Source organism: Streptomyces sp. NPDC052682 (genome assembly GCF_040678435.1).
In the GTDB taxonomy this organism is placed as follows: domain Bacteria; phylum Actinomycetota; class Actinomycetes; order Streptomycetales; family Streptomycetaceae; genus Streptomyces.
In genome coordinates, this window is record NZ_JBFATS010000003.1 from 114,884 (window position 1) to 129,390 (window position 14,507).

The 14,507-nt window shown below is 72.0% G+C and carries 14 protein-coding genes; 4 read left to right on the plus strand and 10 right to left on the minus strand.

Going from position 1 to position 14,507, the window contains the following annotated elements; all coding sequences use genetic code 11:
• Window positions 1-31 precede the first annotated feature (31 nt).
• Together AB0K80_RS05400 and AB0K80_RS05405 are read right to left on the minus strand one after the other, a co-directional pair.
• Window positions 32-493, minus strand: a complete 462-nt coding sequence (locus tag AB0K80_RS05400; protein ID WP_365666057.1) for a molybdenum cofactor biosynthesis protein MoaE — start codon at window positions 491-493, stop codon at window positions 32-34.
• A 134-nt stretch (window positions 494-627) separates the two neighbouring features.
• Window positions 628-1,749, minus strand: a complete 1,122-nt coding sequence (locus AB0K80_RS05405) for an SDR family oxidoreductase (protein WP_365666059.1) — start codon at window positions 1,747-1,749, stop codon at window positions 628-630.
• Between the two features lie 192 nt (window positions 1,750-1,941).
• On the opposite strand from AB0K80_RS05405, the gene AB0K80_RS05410 reads away from it, so the two are divergent.
• A complete protein-coding gene (locus AB0K80_RS05410; protein WP_365666060.1) occupies window positions 1,942-3,402 on the plus strand; it encodes a zinc-dependent metalloprotease in 1,461 nt (486 codons plus the stop codon).
• Window positions 3,399-3,926, plus strand: a complete 528-nt coding sequence (locus AB0K80_RS05415; RefSeq protein ID WP_365666062.1) for an NUDIX hydrolase — start codon at window positions 3,399-3,401, stop codon at window positions 3,924-3,926. Before AB0K80_RS05410 ends, AB0K80_RS05415 begins: the two co-directional genes overlap by 4 nt.
• A gap of 58 nt (window positions 3,927-3,984) precedes the next feature.
• Here AB0K80_RS05415 and AB0K80_RS05420 read toward each other — a convergent pair whose 3' ends face one another.
• From AB0K80_RS05420 to AB0K80_RS05435, 4 genes are all read right to left on the minus strand, one after another.
• Complete coding sequence (locus tag AB0K80_RS05420) at window positions 3,985-4,740, minus strand: AIM24 family protein (RefSeq protein WP_365666064.1); 756 nt, start codon at window positions 4,738-4,740, stop codon at window positions 3,985-3,987.
• 15 nt (window positions 4,741-4,755) lie between these two features.
• Window positions 4,756-5,436, minus strand: a complete 681-nt coding sequence (locus AB0K80_RS05425) for an AIM24 family protein (RefSeq protein ID WP_365666066.1) — start codon at window positions 5,434-5,436, stop codon at window positions 4,756-4,758.
• An 11-nt stretch (window positions 5,437-5,447) separates the two neighbouring features.
• A complete protein-coding gene (locus AB0K80_RS05430) occupies window positions 5,448-7,130 on the minus strand; it encodes a TerD family protein (protein ID WP_365666068.1) in 1,683 nt (560 codons plus the stop codon).
• A gap of 138 nt (window positions 7,131-7,268) precedes the next feature.
• Window positions 7,269-7,856 (minus strand): M48 family metallopeptidase, encoded by a 588-nt coding sequence (locus AB0K80_RS05435; RefSeq protein WP_365666070.1) that lies wholly within the window; start codon window positions 7,854-7,856, stop codon window positions 7,269-7,271.
• A 217-nt stretch (window positions 7,857-8,073) separates the two neighbouring features.
• Here AB0K80_RS05435 and AB0K80_RS05440 point away from each other — a divergent pair, with 217 nt between their 5' ends.
• Together AB0K80_RS05440 and AB0K80_RS05445 are read left to right on the plus strand one after the other, a co-directional pair.
• Window positions 8,074-9,300, plus strand: coding sequence for a TOMM precursor leader peptide-binding protein (locus AB0K80_RS05440; protein WP_365666072.1), 1,227 nt, complete (start codon window positions 8,074-8,076; stop codon window positions 9,298-9,300).
• Entirely contained in the window at window positions 9,293-10,675 is a 1,383-nt protein-coding gene (locus AB0K80_RS05445; RefSeq protein WP_365666073.1) for an AarF/UbiB family protein, read from the plus strand. The genes AB0K80_RS05440 and AB0K80_RS05445 overlap by 8 nt, the downstream gene beginning before the upstream one ends.
• A 174-nt stretch (window positions 10,676-10,849) precedes the next feature.
• Here AB0K80_RS05445 and AB0K80_RS05450 read toward each other — a convergent pair whose 3' ends face one another.
• The 4 genes from AB0K80_RS05450 to AB0K80_RS05465 all read right to left on the minus strand — a co-directional run bounded on the left by AB0K80_RS05450 (window position 10,850) and on the right by AB0K80_RS05465 (window position 14,453).
• Window positions 10,850-11,173 carry a hypothetical protein gene (locus AB0K80_RS05450; RefSeq protein WP_365666075.1) on the minus strand — a complete coding sequence of 108 codons (324 nt, stop codon included), beginning with the start codon at window positions 11,171-11,173 and terminating at the stop codon, window positions 10,850-10,852.
• Complete coding sequence (locus tag AB0K80_RS05455; RefSeq protein ID WP_365666077.1) at window positions 11,170-11,538, minus strand: WhiB family transcriptional regulator; 369 nt, start codon at window positions 11,536-11,538, stop codon at window positions 11,170-11,172. Before AB0K80_RS05455 ends, AB0K80_RS05450 begins: the two co-directional genes overlap by 4 nt.
• A gap of 173 nt (window positions 11,539-11,711) precedes the next feature.
• Window positions 11,712-12,035: a hypothetical protein gene (locus AB0K80_RS05460; RefSeq protein ID WP_365666079.1), complete on the minus strand. Its 324-nt coding sequence runs from the start codon at window positions 12,033-12,035 to the stop codon at window positions 11,712-11,714.
• A 165-nt stretch (window positions 12,036-12,200) separates the two neighbouring features.
• A complete protein-coding gene (locus AB0K80_RS05465) occupies window positions 12,201-14,453 on the minus strand; it encodes an ATP-dependent DNA helicase UvrD2 (protein WP_365666081.1) in 2,253 nt (750 codons plus the stop codon).
• Window positions 14,454-14,507: the final 54 nt, after the last annotated feature.

Below are 14,507 nucleotides of genomic sequence, written 5' to 3' on the forward strand. Positions count from 1 at the left end.
CGGTTACGCAACCGGAGAGCGGCCCTGGGGCCTAGCAGGCGCCCACCCACTCCTCGGTGCCGTCGGAGAACTTCTGGTGCTTCCAGATGGGCACCTCGTGCTTGAGGTCGTCGATCAGTTTCCGGCAGGCCTCGAAGGCCTCTCCCCGGTGGGGACACGACACACCGACCACCACGGCCAGGTCCCCGACGCTGAGGTCCCCGACCCGGTGCACGGCCGCCAGCGCCCGCACCGGATACTCCGCGACGACCTGCTGCGCGATCCGCCGCATCTCGGCCTCGGCACTGGGGTGGCACGTATAGCCGAGCTCGTCGACGTCGGCGCCCTCGTCGTGGTTGCGCACGGTCCCGACGAACAGCGCGGTGCCGCCGGCGGCGTCGTCCCCCACCGCGCGGAACACCTCGTCCACGGACAGGGGTGTCTCCCGGATGGCGATCAGCTTGATCGGGTCCTGCGCGGCCTGCTCACCGGGGTGGTCGTTCGTGGGTGCCATGGCCCCATCGTGCCGCACGGCACGGACAACGCGGAACAGCGTGATCGACCGGCACACGCGCGTGCGGGTTCCGTGCCTCCTGCCGGGTCTGCGGCAGGACCTCCGGCAGCGCCTGCGGCCCGGGCCGGCGGTCCTCAGATACGCCGCCTGGCCTTCCGGGCCCGCCGGACCACCGCCGCCGCGCCGAGCAGGGCCACCGTCGCCCCCGCCGCCCCCGCGGCCGTCGCGTCCTTGCGGCCGAGCCGGCGTCCGGCCACCGTGTGGCGCCCGGAGACCTCCTCCAGGAGCTGCGCGAGCACCTCCTCGTTGGTGTACTTCGGCCGCCACCCGGCGTCGTGCAGCCGGCTGCCGCTCACCACCCAGGGGTACATCGTGTACGCCAGGTCCCCGGCGGGAGAGGGCGTCAGGCCGATCCGGTGCAGCCGGGCCGCCGCCCCCAGGGCGACCGCCGAGGGCAGCTCCATGCGGCGGATGCCGCTGAGCTCCTCGACCTCCTCCTGCTCCAGCCACCCGTCGCAGCCGACGGCCAGCTCCCCGTCCACCTTCTCCAGCACCGCGTACTCCAGCGCGCTGCACAGGTCCTCGACGTGGCAGAACTGCCAGGCGGGCCTGGAGCCGGCCACGACCAGCAGCCGAGGGGACTCGAAGTACCGGGTCAGCGCGGTGTCCGTGCCTCCGACCAGCACGGCCGGGCGCACCACGGTCACGTTGAGGCCGGGGTGGGCCCGCGGCGCCCTGCGCGCCAGCCGCTCGATCTCCAGCAGGTCCCCCACGCCCGTCGCCTCGGCGGTGGCCCGCAGCTCCGCGTCCTCGGACAGCGGCAGCTCGTTGTCGGGCAGCGCGCCGTAGACCATCGCCGAGGTGCACAGCACGACCCGGTGCACACCGGCCGCGGCCGCCGCCGTCAGGACGGTCTGCGTACCGCGTACGTTGTAGGCCGTCCGGGCGGCGGCGTCGGTCTCCAGGTCGAGATCGAGCGCCAGGTGGACCACCACGTCGGCCCCGCCCAGCTTGTCCGCGATGGCCGGGTCACGGACGTCCAGGATGTGCCACTGCGCCGCCGTGCACTCGCCGCGCCGCTCGTCGATGGCGATGACCTGCTTGATCTCCTCGGACGCGGCGAGCCGCTCGGTGAGCAGCGCGCCGACCCCGGACGCGGCACCGGTGACCGCGACGACGGGCCCGCGCACGGCAGGGCTCGCGGGACTGGTTGACTGGTTTCGCGCTGCGCGAACCTGCGGATCTGGGGAACTCACCGGGCGTCTCCAGCGGTTGTCTTCAGTACGGGCGCGAGTGACGCGTACGTACCAGGTGGCATCCATCCTGCCGCAGGCCGACGGCCGGCGAAGCACCGAGGCCCGAACCGCCGCAGGTGTCTACGCTGGGTGGTGTTGTCGGGCAGCCAGTCCGCCGGAAAGAACCGGCGGCCCTACCAGCCGAGGAATCCCGTGAGTGACACCCCATTCGGATTCGGCCTTCCGCCGGAGGAGCCGGACGACGGCGACGAGGGCAAGAAGAAGGACCAGCAGGGCGGTGGTGGTCAGGGACCGGCCAACCCGTTCGGTTTCGGGCTGCCCGGAGCCGGAGGCTTTGGCGGCGGCCCCGGCGGCCCCGGTGCGGAGAATCCGTTCGCTGCCATGTTCGGTTCACTGAACCCCACCGACCTGGGCGCCGCGTTCCAGCAGCTGGGCCAGATGCTCTCCTACGAGGGCGGCCCGGTGAACTGGGACATGGCCAAGCAGATCGCCCGCCAGACGGTGGCCCAGGGCACCGCGGACGGTTCGAAGGACGCCAGCGTCGGTCCCGCCGAGCGCAAGGCCGTCGAGGACGCCGTCCGGCTGGCCGACCTGTGGCTCGACGACGCCACGTCGCTGCCCTCGGGTGCGGCCTCGGCGGTGGCCTGGAGCCGCGCGGAGTGGGTCGAGGCGACCCTGCCCGCCTGGCGGGAGCTAGTCGACCCGGTCGCCGAGCGGGTCGGCACCGCGATGGGCGATGTGCTGCCGGAGGAGATGCAGGCCATGGCCGGCCCGCTGATCGGCATGATGCGCTCGATGGGCGGTGCCATGTTCGGCACGCAGATCGGGCAGGCCGTCGGCGTGCTCGCCGGTGAGGTCGTCGGCTCCTCCGACATCGGCCTGCCCCTCGGCCCGGCCGGCAAGGCCGCGCTGCTGCCGCTGAACATCGAGACGTTCGGCAAGGACCTGGGCGTCCCGCAGGAGGAGGTACGGCTGTATCTCGCCCTGCGCGAGGCCGCCCACCAGCGCCTGTTCGCGCACGTGCCCTGGCTGCGCTCGCACCTGTTCGGCGCGGTCGACGGCTACGCCCGCGGCATCAAGGTCGACACGGCCAAGCTGGAGGACGTGGTCGGCCAGTTCGACCCGCAGAATCCGGAGCAACTGCAGGAGGCTCTCCAGCAGGGCATGTTCCAGCCGGAGGACACCCCGGAGCAGAAGGCCGCCCTGGCCCGGCTGGAGACGGCTCTGGCGCTCGTCGAGGGCTGGGTGGACGCGGTGGTGCACGCCGCCGCCAAGCCGCGCCTTTCGTCGGCGGACGCACTGCGTGAGACGCTGCGCCGCCGCCGCGCCTCGGGCGGCCCGGCCGAGCAGACGTTCGCCACGCTGATCGGCCTGGAGCTGCGCCCGCGCCGGCTGCGCGACGCCTCCCGCCTGTGGGCCTCCCTCACGGACGCGCGCGGGGTCGACGGCCGGGACGCGCTGTGGGCCCACCCGGACATGCTGCCGACCGCCACCGACCTGGACGACCCGGACGGCTTCGTGCACCGCGAGCAGATCGACTTCTCCGAGCTGGACAAGATGCTCGGCGAGGCGGCGGACAAGCCCGACCTGCGGAAGAAGAAGGACGTCGGCGAGACGGAGACGGACGACAACAAGGGCGACGACGCGAAGTGAGCCTGTACGACGACGCGGTCCTCGTGCTCAAGGGGTACGAGGACCAGCCGGAGCTTCGCCAGGCCTACCTGGACCATGTGGCCGAGCATCCCGACGGTCTGTGGAAGGCGTGCCAGGCGGGCCACATCACGGCGAGCGCCCTGGTGATCGAGCCGGAGGGCGGCCGGGTCCTGCTGACCCTGCACAGGAAGCTGCGCATGTGGCTCCAGATGGGCGGGCACTGCGAGCCGGGGGACGCCTCCCTGGAGGCCGCGGCCCTGCGGGAGGCGACGGAGGAGTCGGGCGTGGCGGGACTGTCCCTGCTGCCGGGCGGCCCGGTGCGCCTGGACCGGCACCCGATCCCCCCGCCGTGCCACTGGCACCTCGACGTCCAGTACGCGGTCCTCGCGCCGCCGGACGCCGCGCACGCGATCAGCGACGAGTCCCTCGACGTGCGCTGGTTCGCCTACGACGAGGTGGCGCAGGTCGCCGACGCGTCGGTGGTGCAGTTGCTGGAGGCGACCCGGGCGAGGCTCGGGGTCTGAGGCCGCACGGGTAAGGGGCACCCGCCAATGCGGACGCCCCTTACCCGTGTCCCGGCCGTCAGCTCCAGACGTTGCCCTGGTTCTGCCCCCGGGCCCCGTGCTGGCCCATGCCGTACTGGGCGGCCAGGCCCGAGCCGATCTGGGCGTTCTGCGGCGGCAGCATCTCGCTGGGCTGGACCAGGGCGAAGCCGGTGCCCATGAAGCTGAGCTCCCAGCCCTCACCGGTGTTGCCGCGGCGCCGCCACACCCCGGAGGAGTGGGTCTGGGCCTGCATCTGCACCCGCAGGCTCGTCGACCAGGCGACGATCGCGTCGGCGTCGCAGTTGACGTACTTGTCGGGCGTCACCTGGAGCATCAGCGGCATACCGGAGGTCATGAGGGCGACCTTGCCCTGGCCGGTGATGTTGAGCTGGTACTTCCCCGAGCCGGAGATGCCGTACAGGCTGTCGACGGCGATCACCTCGTGGTGCAGGGAAGAGTCCATCGCCAGCACGTAGCTGCTGTCGACGGTGAGGCCGTCGTGGTCCACGTCCACCAGGTGGATGTGCTGCTTGAGGTTGGCGAGGTAGACGGTGCCCTGCCCGTGGCAGCGCATCAGGTCCAGGCCCTCGCCGGTGCGCGCACGCGCGCGTGCCTGGTTGTTGCTCTGGTACTCGGCGTCGAACTCGACCAGGCCCTGGTAGGCGACCATGGTGCCCTTGCGGGCGAGGATGTCGTCGTGGCCCTCCAGGGCGACGCGGAGCATCTGCTTGTTCTGCAGGCTCCAGCGCTCCTGGGTCTGCTGGTCGTTGTAGGCGAAAATCGGGCTCTGCATGGCTCTGGCTCCCCCTCAGCCCCGGATCCGGAGACGGTCGGTGCTGTCCTCGCTGGGCTGGACGACGACGATGCCCTGACCGGAGAAGGCCATCTGGTAGGCCTCGCCGCTGCCCCGGCCGATGAGCGACTGCGCCTTGAAGCTGCGCTTGCCCTTCACCTTGAGGTTCGGGGACCAGGCGACGAGGGCGTCCGGGTCGACGTACGTCTCGTTCTCGCCACCGCCGCAGTCGACGACGATCGGCTTGCCCCGGGAGGTCAGCGCGACCCAGCCCTGCCCGGAGATCTTCGTGTTCCACAGGCCCTGCCCGGCGAACTTCGCCAGCCCCTTGACCCGCTCCACGCCCCACGTCAGGTGGGCGTCGAAGGCGAGCAGGTTGGTGGCGTTGACGGAGATCCCGTCGCCGTTGAGGTTGATGACGACCACGTTCGCGCCGTAGTCGGCGAGGTAGAGCAGGCCGTCGCCGGAGCACTTCATCAGGGGCGCGCCCTCGCCGGTGATCCAGTCGCGCGCGATCTGGCGCACGGCCGGCGGGTTGGGCTCGTACTGGATGAAGCCCTCGTAGGCGACCATCGAACCCACGCGCGCGAGGAGGTCGTTCCCGGTCTGCATGGCGACCTTCAGCATGTGGTTGCCGTGGTTCTCCATGCGGGCGGTCACGGGTGCGGGGGCGTGGCCCGCGAGCTGCTGGTTCATGACGGGCTCCCTCAGACCTCGTACGGCTGGACGACGATGAAGTTGCCGGGGGCTCCCCGGAACTGGAGGTTCACGCTCTCGCCGGTGTCGCCGGGGTAGGCGTTGCGGCGCATGCGCACCTGACTGGAGACGACCACCTGGGCGGCGGCGGACCAGGCGACGACCGCGTTGCAGTCGGCGAACGTGGTGGGCGTGACGGGCAGGACGACGGGCGTGCCGTGCGTCTTCACGACGAGGGTGCCGGTGCCCTGGAACTGCATGGTGAACAGCGCCCCGCCGGGGATGCCGTGGCCCTCGATGCGGCGTACCTCGTACTGCAGGCCCTCGTCGAAGGCGAGGACGTTCTCGGCGGAGACGCAGACGGCGTCGCCCTGGAGCTCGATGGGGTGCAGCATCGTGGAGTTCTCGGCGAGGAACACCTGTCCCTGGCCGGTGCAGCGCATCAGCTGCATCTCCTGGCCGGTGGCGTTGCCGACGATGCGGCCGGCGAACCCGGCGCCCTTGTAGCTGAAGTCGACCTTGCCCTGGTAGAGCACCATGCTGCCCTGCCGGGCGAGGACCGGCTGTCCGCCGATGCCGAGGTCGACGCGGACCATCTTCTTGTTCTGCTGCGTCCAGCGCTGCCCGGTGGGCGTCTCCTTGAACTGCTGGAGCGCGGCGGCGACACCGGGGCCCTGGGGTGTGCCGTGCTGGGCTTGGGGAGCGCCGTAGGGGGCCTGCCCGAACGGGGGCTGCTGGCCGTAGCCCGGCGGCGGTGGCGGCTGCTGACCGTAGCCCGGCGGCGGGGTCGGGGTCTGCGGCTGGGGGTAGCCGGGGGGCGGCGGCGCGGTCTGGCCGGGCACCTGGCCGTACGGCGGCGGCTGCTGGCCCGGGGGGCCGTAGTGCGCGGGCGCCGGAGCCGGGGGTGGAACGGTGCCGCCGGGCGGGGTGTGCAGCGGCGCCACGATGGTCGGGGCGGCGTGCACGCCGGGCGCGGGCGCGGGAGCGGGAGCGGGGGGCGGGGTGGCACCCGGTGGGGGTGCGAAGCCCTGGGCGGCGGGCTGGGGCGCGGGGGCCGGTGCGGGAGCGGGTGCCGGGGTGCCGGGGACGCCGAAGGCGGGCGGGGCGAAACCGGGGGCCGCGCCGGCCTGCTGCTGCGGCTGCTGCGGAGCTGGGGCGGGTGTCTCCTCCGCCACCTCTCCGCCGAAGTGCTTCAGCAACGCCTCGAGGCCGCCGTCGAAGCCCTGCCCGACCGCGGCGAACCGCCACACGTCCTTCAGGTAGAAGTCGCCCAGCATCACGGCCCGCTCGGTGGAGAACTCCGAGCCGCTGAAGGGGTAGCGGGCCACCTCCTCACCGCCCGCGACGATACGGAGGTACCCGGGGCCGATCTGCGACATCTGCCCGGCACCGTCGATCGTCGCCGTGAAGGACAGCTTCTGGATCTGCGGCGGGATCCGGTCCAGCGTGACGCGGAAGGACTCCGTGTCGCCCGCCTGGGCACCCAGGAGCTGGACGGCCTCCTCAGGGGACTTCGGCTGGTTGTAGAAGATGAAGTACCGGTCGTCCGAGAGCCGTTCGTCGGCGTCCAGACCGAAGCAGCTGATGTCGAAGGTCAGTCCCGGGCCGGAGATCTGCACGCCTACGTACAGATCCGTGCCCGCGGTGAGGTCACTGATCCTGGCCTTGTGGCCGCGTTGGAATTCCCTGGCCATGCGTAACGACCGTCCCCCATCCAGAACGTGAGTGCGTCGCGCCAGGCTAACGGCAAACGCCGACACCGGAGGAAGTCGGTACACACCCGGTACAGAACCCGTGCTCGGCCGTATCGGCTGCTCGTGCGGGGAAAGCGGTCACCCACCCCGGCCGCTCGCCCGCTCGGCGGCGGCCACGCCTTCCAGATAGCCCCTGGCCCGCTCGGTGCGCGGATACGCCTCCAGCAGCCGCCAGAAGCGGGGTCCGTGCCCGGGCACCAGCAGATGCGCCAACTCGTGGAGGAGGACGTAGTCGACGACGTACTCGGGCATGCCCTGAAGGCGGTGCGACAGACGGATGGTGCCGTCCGACGGGGTGCACGAACCCCAGCGGGTGTTCTGGTTGGTGACCCAGCGTACGGAGGCCGGCCGGGCCCGGCCGTCGAAGTACTGGGCCGACAAGCGCTCGGCGCGCTGCGCCAGTTCGGTGTCCCCGCCGAGCGCCCGCCTGCTCTCCTGGGCGGCGAGTTTGTCGAGCATGACGCTCACCCAGCGCTGTTCCTCCGCCTTGGACATGCGGGCGGGGATGAGCACGACGGTGCGATCGCCCTCGCGGTACGCGGAGACCGTACGCCGTCGGCGGGCGCTCCTGCGGACCTCGATCGCGCTCGCCCCCGAGCCGCTCGGCGGCTGGCTCGTCGCGCTGCGCTGTGACGTTCCGGCGCGGTGCAGTGGGTCGGCGGGCACGCCCCGACGTTACCCGCTGCACCCGGGGAAGTCCCGGCTCCGGGACGCTTCGGTGTCGATCCCCCCGCCGCACGCCGGATTAATACGAGGAATTCCCCCGCCTGTGGACAACTTACGGCAGGCGGCCCCGGATCCGGGCATGCTGGCACTCGCCGACGGAGCCGCGACCGGGCTCGGCCGGCGAACGGGGACGATCGAGGGCACACGGGGGCCTGTCATGCATCCGATGGTGAAGCCCGCGCTCCGGCGCGGCTGGCGCGACCTGAACACCGTGCAGTTCGGAATGACTCCGGCGCACGCGATGACACTCGGGCCGATGGACACCGCGACGGGCAGCTTCCTTGAGTTGCTCAACGGCACACGCGGGCTGGAGCTGCTGCGCGAGGAGGGACGCCGCATGGAGCTGCCCGACGGCCATGTCGACGGGCTGGTGCGGGGGCTGGCGCGGGCGGGGCTGCTCGACGACGCGCGGGGCGGTGGTCCGGCCGCCGAGGCCCTGCGGCAGCGGAAGGACGTCCTGGACCGGCTGCGCCCGGATCTGGCCTCCCTCTCCTTGACCACGTCCGAGCCGGGGGACGCGATGAGGGTCCTGGCCGCCCGTCGCTCCCTGCGGGTGCAGGTGCGGGGCGCGGGACGGGTGGGCGCCGTGGTGGCCTCGCTGCTGGCGGGCGCCGGGGTCGGCGAGGTCGATGTGCGCGACGGCGGCTGCGTCGAACCGTGGGACGTGGCGCCGGGTGGTCTGCCCACCGAGGCAGTCGGCGACCGCAGGGACGAGGCGGCCCGCCGCGCCGTGCGCCGCGCGGCCCCGGACCGGCCGCCGCGCCGGGGACCGGGCACACCGCCCGAGGACGGTGACCCGGGTTTCTCCCTGGTGGTCCTCGCCCCGCGGGACGACGTCGCCGTGCACGCACCGCCCCCGTCCGGCGCGGAGGCGCTCATGGCCTCCGGCACACCTCATCTGTATGCCGGAGTGGTGGAGGGAACCGGTATGGTCGGCCCTCTCGTCCTGCCGGGCGAGACGGGCTGCGCCGGGTGCCTGGACGAGAGCCGCACCGACCGGGACCCGACCTGGCCACGTCTGATCGCCCAATGGCGCTCCGGGAACCGGCGCCATGTGCGGCCGTGCGACCTGGCGCTGGCCACCACGGTGGCCGGACTGGCGGCAGCCCACGCGCTCGCCTTCCTGGACGGCCAGGTGCCGTCGAGCGCCGGAGCACGCTGGGAGGTCTCCGTCCCGGGTCTCCACTGGCACGCGCGGCCGGTGTGGGCGCACCCGGCATGCCCCTGCGGGGCGGCACAGAAAGGCACGGAGAAAGGTATGGGGGAACACACCTCCGAGGACGGGGAGCTACACGAGACAATGGCGGTGCAACGGCCGTCGGAGCGGTTGTGTCATGAGGCAGACGCGGAGCGGCTGGCTGGGACCTGGAGGGCGCATGTCTGATCTTCCCCGCAAGGCGGTCACCAGGACCGCCAAGCTCGCCGCGCTCCCGCTCGGCTTCGCCGGGCGGGCCACCTGGGGACTCGGCAAGCGGATCGTCGGCGAGTCCGCGGAGATCGTCGGCCGCGAGTTGCAGCAGCGCACGGCGGAGCAGCTGTTCAAGGTGCTCGGTGAGCTCAAGGGTGGGGCCATGAAGTTCGGCCAGGCCCTGTCCGTGTTCGAGTCCGCGCTGCCCGAGGAGGTCGCCGGCCCGTACCGCGCCGCGCTGACCAAGCTGCAGGAGGCAGCCCCGCCGATGCCGACCCGTACCGTGCACGGGGTGCTTGAGGAGCGGCTGGGCGCGGACTGGCACGACCTGTTCCTGGAGTTCGAGGACAAGCCCGCCGCGGCGGCCTCGATCGGCCAGGTGCACCGGGCGGTGTGGCACGACGGCCGTGAGGTGGCGGTCAAGGTGCAGTACCCGGGTGCCGGGGAGGCCCTGGTGTCCGACCTGAACCAGTTGAGCCGCTTCGCCCGCCTGCTGGGGCCGCTGATCCCCGGCATGGACGTCAAGCCGTTGATCGCCGAGCTCAAGGACCGGGTGTCGGAGGAGCTGGACTACGGCCTGGAGGCCCAGGCCCAGCGGGCCCACGCCGAGGAGTTCACCGACGACCCGGACGTGGTGGTGCCGCATGTGGTCCACCAGAGCGAGCAGGTCCTGATCACCGAGTGGATCGACGGCATCCCGCTGTCGGAGATCATCAGCAAGGGCACGCAGGAGCAGCGTGACCGGGCCGGTCAGCTCCTGGCCCGCTTCCTCTTCTCCGGCCCGGCCCGCACCGGACTGCTGCACGCCGACCCGCACCCGGGCAACTTCCGCCTGCTGCCCTCAGGCCCGGGCGGTGAGGACGACTGGCGGCTGGGCGTTCTGGACTTCGGCACGGTCGACCGTCTGCCGGGTGGGCTGCCGTCCGAGATCGGTGAGTCTCTGCGCATGACCCTCGACGGGGAGGCCGAGGCCGTCTACGAGCTCCTGTGCGCGGAGGGGTTCGTCAAGGAGTCCATAGAGCTGGATCCCGACGCGGTCCTCGACTACCTGCTGCCGATCATCGAACCGGCCCAGGTCGAGGCGTTCACCTTCACCCGCGGCTGGATGCGCAGCCAGGCGGCCCGCATCGCCGACCCGCGCTCCCCCGCCTACCAGCTCGGCAAGCAGCTCAACCTGCCGCCGGCGTACCTCCTGATCCATCGGGTGACGCTCAGCACGATCGGCGTCCTGTGTCAGCTCGGGGCCACGGTGCGGCTGCGCGAGGAACTGGAGGAGTGGCTGCCGGGCTTTGTGCCGGAGGAGCACCTGGAAGGGGACCTGGCGGAGGGGGAGTCGGCCGCGGAGGCCTGACGCCCCCGGCCCGGGCAGGCGCGGCACAGGCCGCCCCCCACTCGGGCCCGGACCGGCAGGCACCTGGCCGGGGCGGAACGCACCGCGGGGGCCGGTCCGTTCGGCACGGACCGGCCCCCGCGAGAGGAGAGGCGGCCTCCCTTCCGGGAGGCCGGCCGTCTCACGTACGGAAGGTCACTGCATGACCGCCATGGCCAGCGCCCTGCGGGCGAGCCGCGAGGCGCGCTCCGCCCGGCGCTGCATCCGGCGGGCGGCCACCAGGCGCACGGCCGGGCGTTCCCGCTCGGCCTCCCGCAGGCGCTCGTGCATATGGGCACGAGCCATGGCTTCTGGAATGAGTTGCATCTCTCGGGTCCTGTTCTGACGCGAGTCGTTCGCGCCGTTCGTGGTGAAATCCTGGGTCGCGGAGCCAGCCGGCTCGTGGGTGGACGGCTTCATCGGGGCCTGCTTCTGGGGGTCGTGCGTGAGGGGGCGGTCGATCGTTCCTGTGGTGTTCATGCCGTGACCGGGTTCTTGCGCGGGCGGCCACGCGGCCGCTTCCGGGCGACGACGACACCCTGGACGAACAGCTCGCCACCCCAGACGCCCCAGGGCTCACGCCGCTCCTTGGCGCCGGCGAGGCAGGCCTCGATCAGCGGGCAGGTGCGGCAGAGGGCCTTGGCGTACTCCACGTCCGCGGGCGACTCGGCGAAGAAGACCTCCGGGTCGTTGGAGCGGCAGGGGACGGGTACGCCGAGGTTCTCGATGGCGTCGTCGAGCGCGGTGAGCGCGGTGAGCGGAGTCAAGGCGACATCCTCCGTGGGGCCGGGCTTGGGGATCGTTTCGGAAGGCGGTACGGACGGGGCGTGCGCTTCGAGTTGCACGGTTCGTCTTCCTCGTCTGGTCGTTCCGGCCGGTTGGCCGGGGGGCGGCTGGGTACCGGGTTCTTTTCTTGTCCCGAGGCCCCTTCGGTCTGTGTCCCGCGTGAGGGAAAACAGAAGGGCCGCGGATCCCGGATGGGGTTCCGCGGCCCTGAAGGCGCCGGCCTGATCGGCGATCAGGCTGGATCACTCCAGGGTTCTGGCCCACGGAAGGCCCACATCTGGTGGTGCTGCGTCGTCTGCTTCCGGAATCCGGCACCGGTCGCCGCAAAGGCATAGGCCTGCGCCTGAGCCTCTACTGCCGCTTCCAGTGCCTTGGTCGGTCGCTCATTGCGCTCACGGGACACAAGACCCGCGGGAGCAACGGAGGACGCCGGACGCACGGCACGAATGCCGGACAGACCGGTGCCCAGGTTCGAAACGCCGAGCATGCACAGGGAGACGGCCGAGCGATCGGTCATTTTCACGGTGCTGATGGAGCTGGTGTTGATGCTGATCACTGGACTCGCCTCCTCTCGGCGTCTCGGGGGACTGGGGGTGAGCCAGTCCGACGGATATGCAAGTACAACACGGAATCAGTGCCTTCGAGAAGGCCGCTGTTCGCGTGCCTAGAACCTATGGGGATCTCCGGGGCGGGCGCAAACTATTTTTTCGACGAGTTGGGATCAGTTCTCCTCGGCGTCCCCGTCGACGGGTTGGCCTGCGCAGATGGCCAGCACATCGGCCCCGTAATGCTTGAGCTTGCGCATCCCTACCCCGGGGATGCGGGCGAGCTCGTGCGCGTCGTCGGGGGCCGCCTCGGCGATCGCCATCAACGTCTTGTCGGTGAAGACGCAGAAGGCGGGCTGCCCGCTGCGTCGGGCCTGGTCGGCGCGCCATTCGCGCAATCTCTCGTAGAGGCCCTCGTCCATGTCGGAGGGGCAGTCCTCGCACCGCATCAGCTTCATCTCGCCCGCGTCGGTCAGGGTGCGCCCGCAGACCCGGCAGCGAGCCGGAGTGCGCTGCGTCCGTCGCGGGGCGGTCGCCCCGATTCCGGTGGTGCCGCGCTCGACACCCCCCGAGGCGCCGGCTGGTGTGTGTCCGCCACCCGAGGTCGAGCCGGGGCGGAGTCCGTCCAGGAAACGGCTGGGGCGGCGGTTCGGGCGGCCGCCGGGCGAGCGGGCGAGCGCCCAGGACACATGGAGGCGCTGGCGTGCGCGGGTGACACCTACGTAGAGGAGACGGCGTTCCTCCTCGATCTGCTCGTCGGTCCGCGCGTAGGTGATCGGCATCATGCCCTCGGCGACTCCCACCAGGAAGACGACGTCCCACTCCAGGCCCTTGGCCGAGTGCAGGGAGGCGAGGGTGACGCCCTGGACGGTGGGAGCGTGCTGGGCGTTGGCCCGTTCGTCGAGTTCGGCGACGAGGTCGGCCAGGGTGGCGCCGGGCCGGGCGGCGGCGAAGTCCTGGGCGAGGTTGACCAGGGCGGCCAGCGACTCCCAGCGCTCTCTGACGGCGCCCGAGCCGGCCGGGGGCTGGGGAGTCCAGCCCTCACCCGACAGTACGGCGCGCACCTGGGAGGGCAGGTCGACGGCGTCGTCGAGGGCGGAGTCGTTGCCGCCGAAGCGGGCCGCGCCACGCAGGGCGATGCCCGCCTTGCGGACCTCGGGGCGGTCGAAGAACCGCTCGGCGCCACGCAGCTGGTAGGGGACCCCGGCGTCGGCGAGGGCCTGCTCGTAGGTCTCGGACTGCGCGTTCGTACGGAACAGGACGGCGATCTCACCGGCCGGGACGCCGGCGTCGATCAGCTCGCGGATGCGGCGGGCGGCGCCTTCGGCCTCGGCGGGTTCGTCGGTGTACTCGGTGAAGACGGGTTCGGGACCCGGGGGGCGCTGGGAGACCAGCTCGAGGCGGTGGTCGGCGGCGCGGCCGCGAGCCTGGGCGAGCAGGCCGTTGGCGAGATGGACGATCTGGGGGGTGGAGCGGTAGTCGCGGACCAGTTTGACGACGGTGGCGCCGGGGTGGCGGACGCGGAAGTCGAGCAGGTGGTCCGGGGTGGCTCCGGTGAAGGAGTAGATCGTCTGGCTGGCGTCACCGACGACGCACAGGTTGTCCCGGTCGCCGAGCCAGAGTTCCAGCAGGCGCTGCTGGAGAGGGCTGACGTCCTGGTACTCGTCGACGACGAAGTGCTGGTACTGGGCCCGCACCTGTGCGGCGATGTCGTGGCGGTCCTGGAGGATGGCCACGGTCAGCAGCAGCACGTCCTCGAAGTCGATGACGGCGCGCTCCCGCTTGAGGTCCTCGTAGGCGGAGTACACCTGGGCGATCTCCGCCGGGTCGCGGGGGGCCTCGCGGCCGGCCTTGGCGGCGGCGAGCGCGTAGTCGGCGGGGACGGTCTGGGTGACCTTGGACCACTCGATCTCGGCGGTGACGTCCCGGAGCTCGTTGCGGTCCAGGCGCAGGCGGCAGGCTGCTGCCGCGTCGGCGACGAGCTGGATCTTGCGGTCGACGAGCCGGGGCATGGAGCCGCCGATCGCTTTCGGCCAGAAGTACTGCAGCTGGCGCAGGGCCGCCGAGTGGAAGGTGCGGGCCTGGACGCCGACGGTGCCGAGCTGGCGCAGGCGGCCGCGCATCTCCCCGGCGGCGCGGTTGGTGAAGGTGACGGCCAGCACGCTGGAGGGCTGGAGGATCCCGGCGCGCACCCCGTAGGCGATGCGGTGGGTGATCGCCCGGGTCTTGCCCGTGCCGGCGCCCGCCAGCACGCACACCGGACCGTGCAGGGCGGTGGCCACCTCGCGCTGCTCGGGGTCGAGCCCCTCGAGCACCGCGTCGGCCGAGTCCGGTACCTGCGGGAAGAGCGTGGAGTGCGTTGCTGCTGTCACACGGCCATGCTGCCAGGTTGCCGGAGACGGGTGAGCCGGTTGTCCACAGGGAGGCATCGCCAGTCGTATGAATGCGGCGGCTGATGCGGCGGATGCGGCACGTTGATGCGG

Bases quoted from the DNA above. Each gene is read 5' to 3' on its own strand.
- AB0K80_RS05400 (WP_365666057.1), bottom strand. From the start codon at position 493: ATGGCACCCACGAACGACCACCCCGGTGAGCAGGCCGCGCAGGACCCG.
- AB0K80_RS05420 (WP_365666064.1), bottom strand. From the start codon at position 4,740: ATGCAGAGCCCGATTTTCGCCTACAACGACCAGCAGACCCAGGAGCGC.
- AB0K80_RS05425 (WP_365666066.1), bottom strand. From the start codon at position 5,436: ATGAACCAGCAGCTCGCGGGCCACGCCCCCGCACCCGTGACCGCCCGC.
- AB0K80_RS05430 (WP_365666068.1), bottom strand. From the start codon at position 7,130: ATGGCCAGGGAATTCCAACGCGGCCACAAGGCCAGGATCAGTGACCTC.
- AB0K80_RS05440 (WP_365666072.1), top strand. From the start codon at position 8,074: ATGCATCCGATGGTGAAGCCCGCGCTCCGGCGCGGCTGGCGCGACCTG.
- AB0K80_RS05445 (WP_365666073.1), top strand. From the start codon at position 9,293: ATGTCTGATCTTCCCCGCAAGGCGGTCACCAGGACCGCCAAGCTCGCC.
- AB0K80_RS05450 (WP_365666075.1), bottom strand. From the start codon at position 11,173: ATGAACACCACAGGAACGATCGACCGCCCCCTCACGCACGACCCCCAG.
- AB0K80_RS05465 (WP_365666081.1), bottom strand. From the start codon at position 14,453: ATGCCTCCCTGTGGACAACCGGCTCACCCGTCTCCGGCAACCTGGCAG.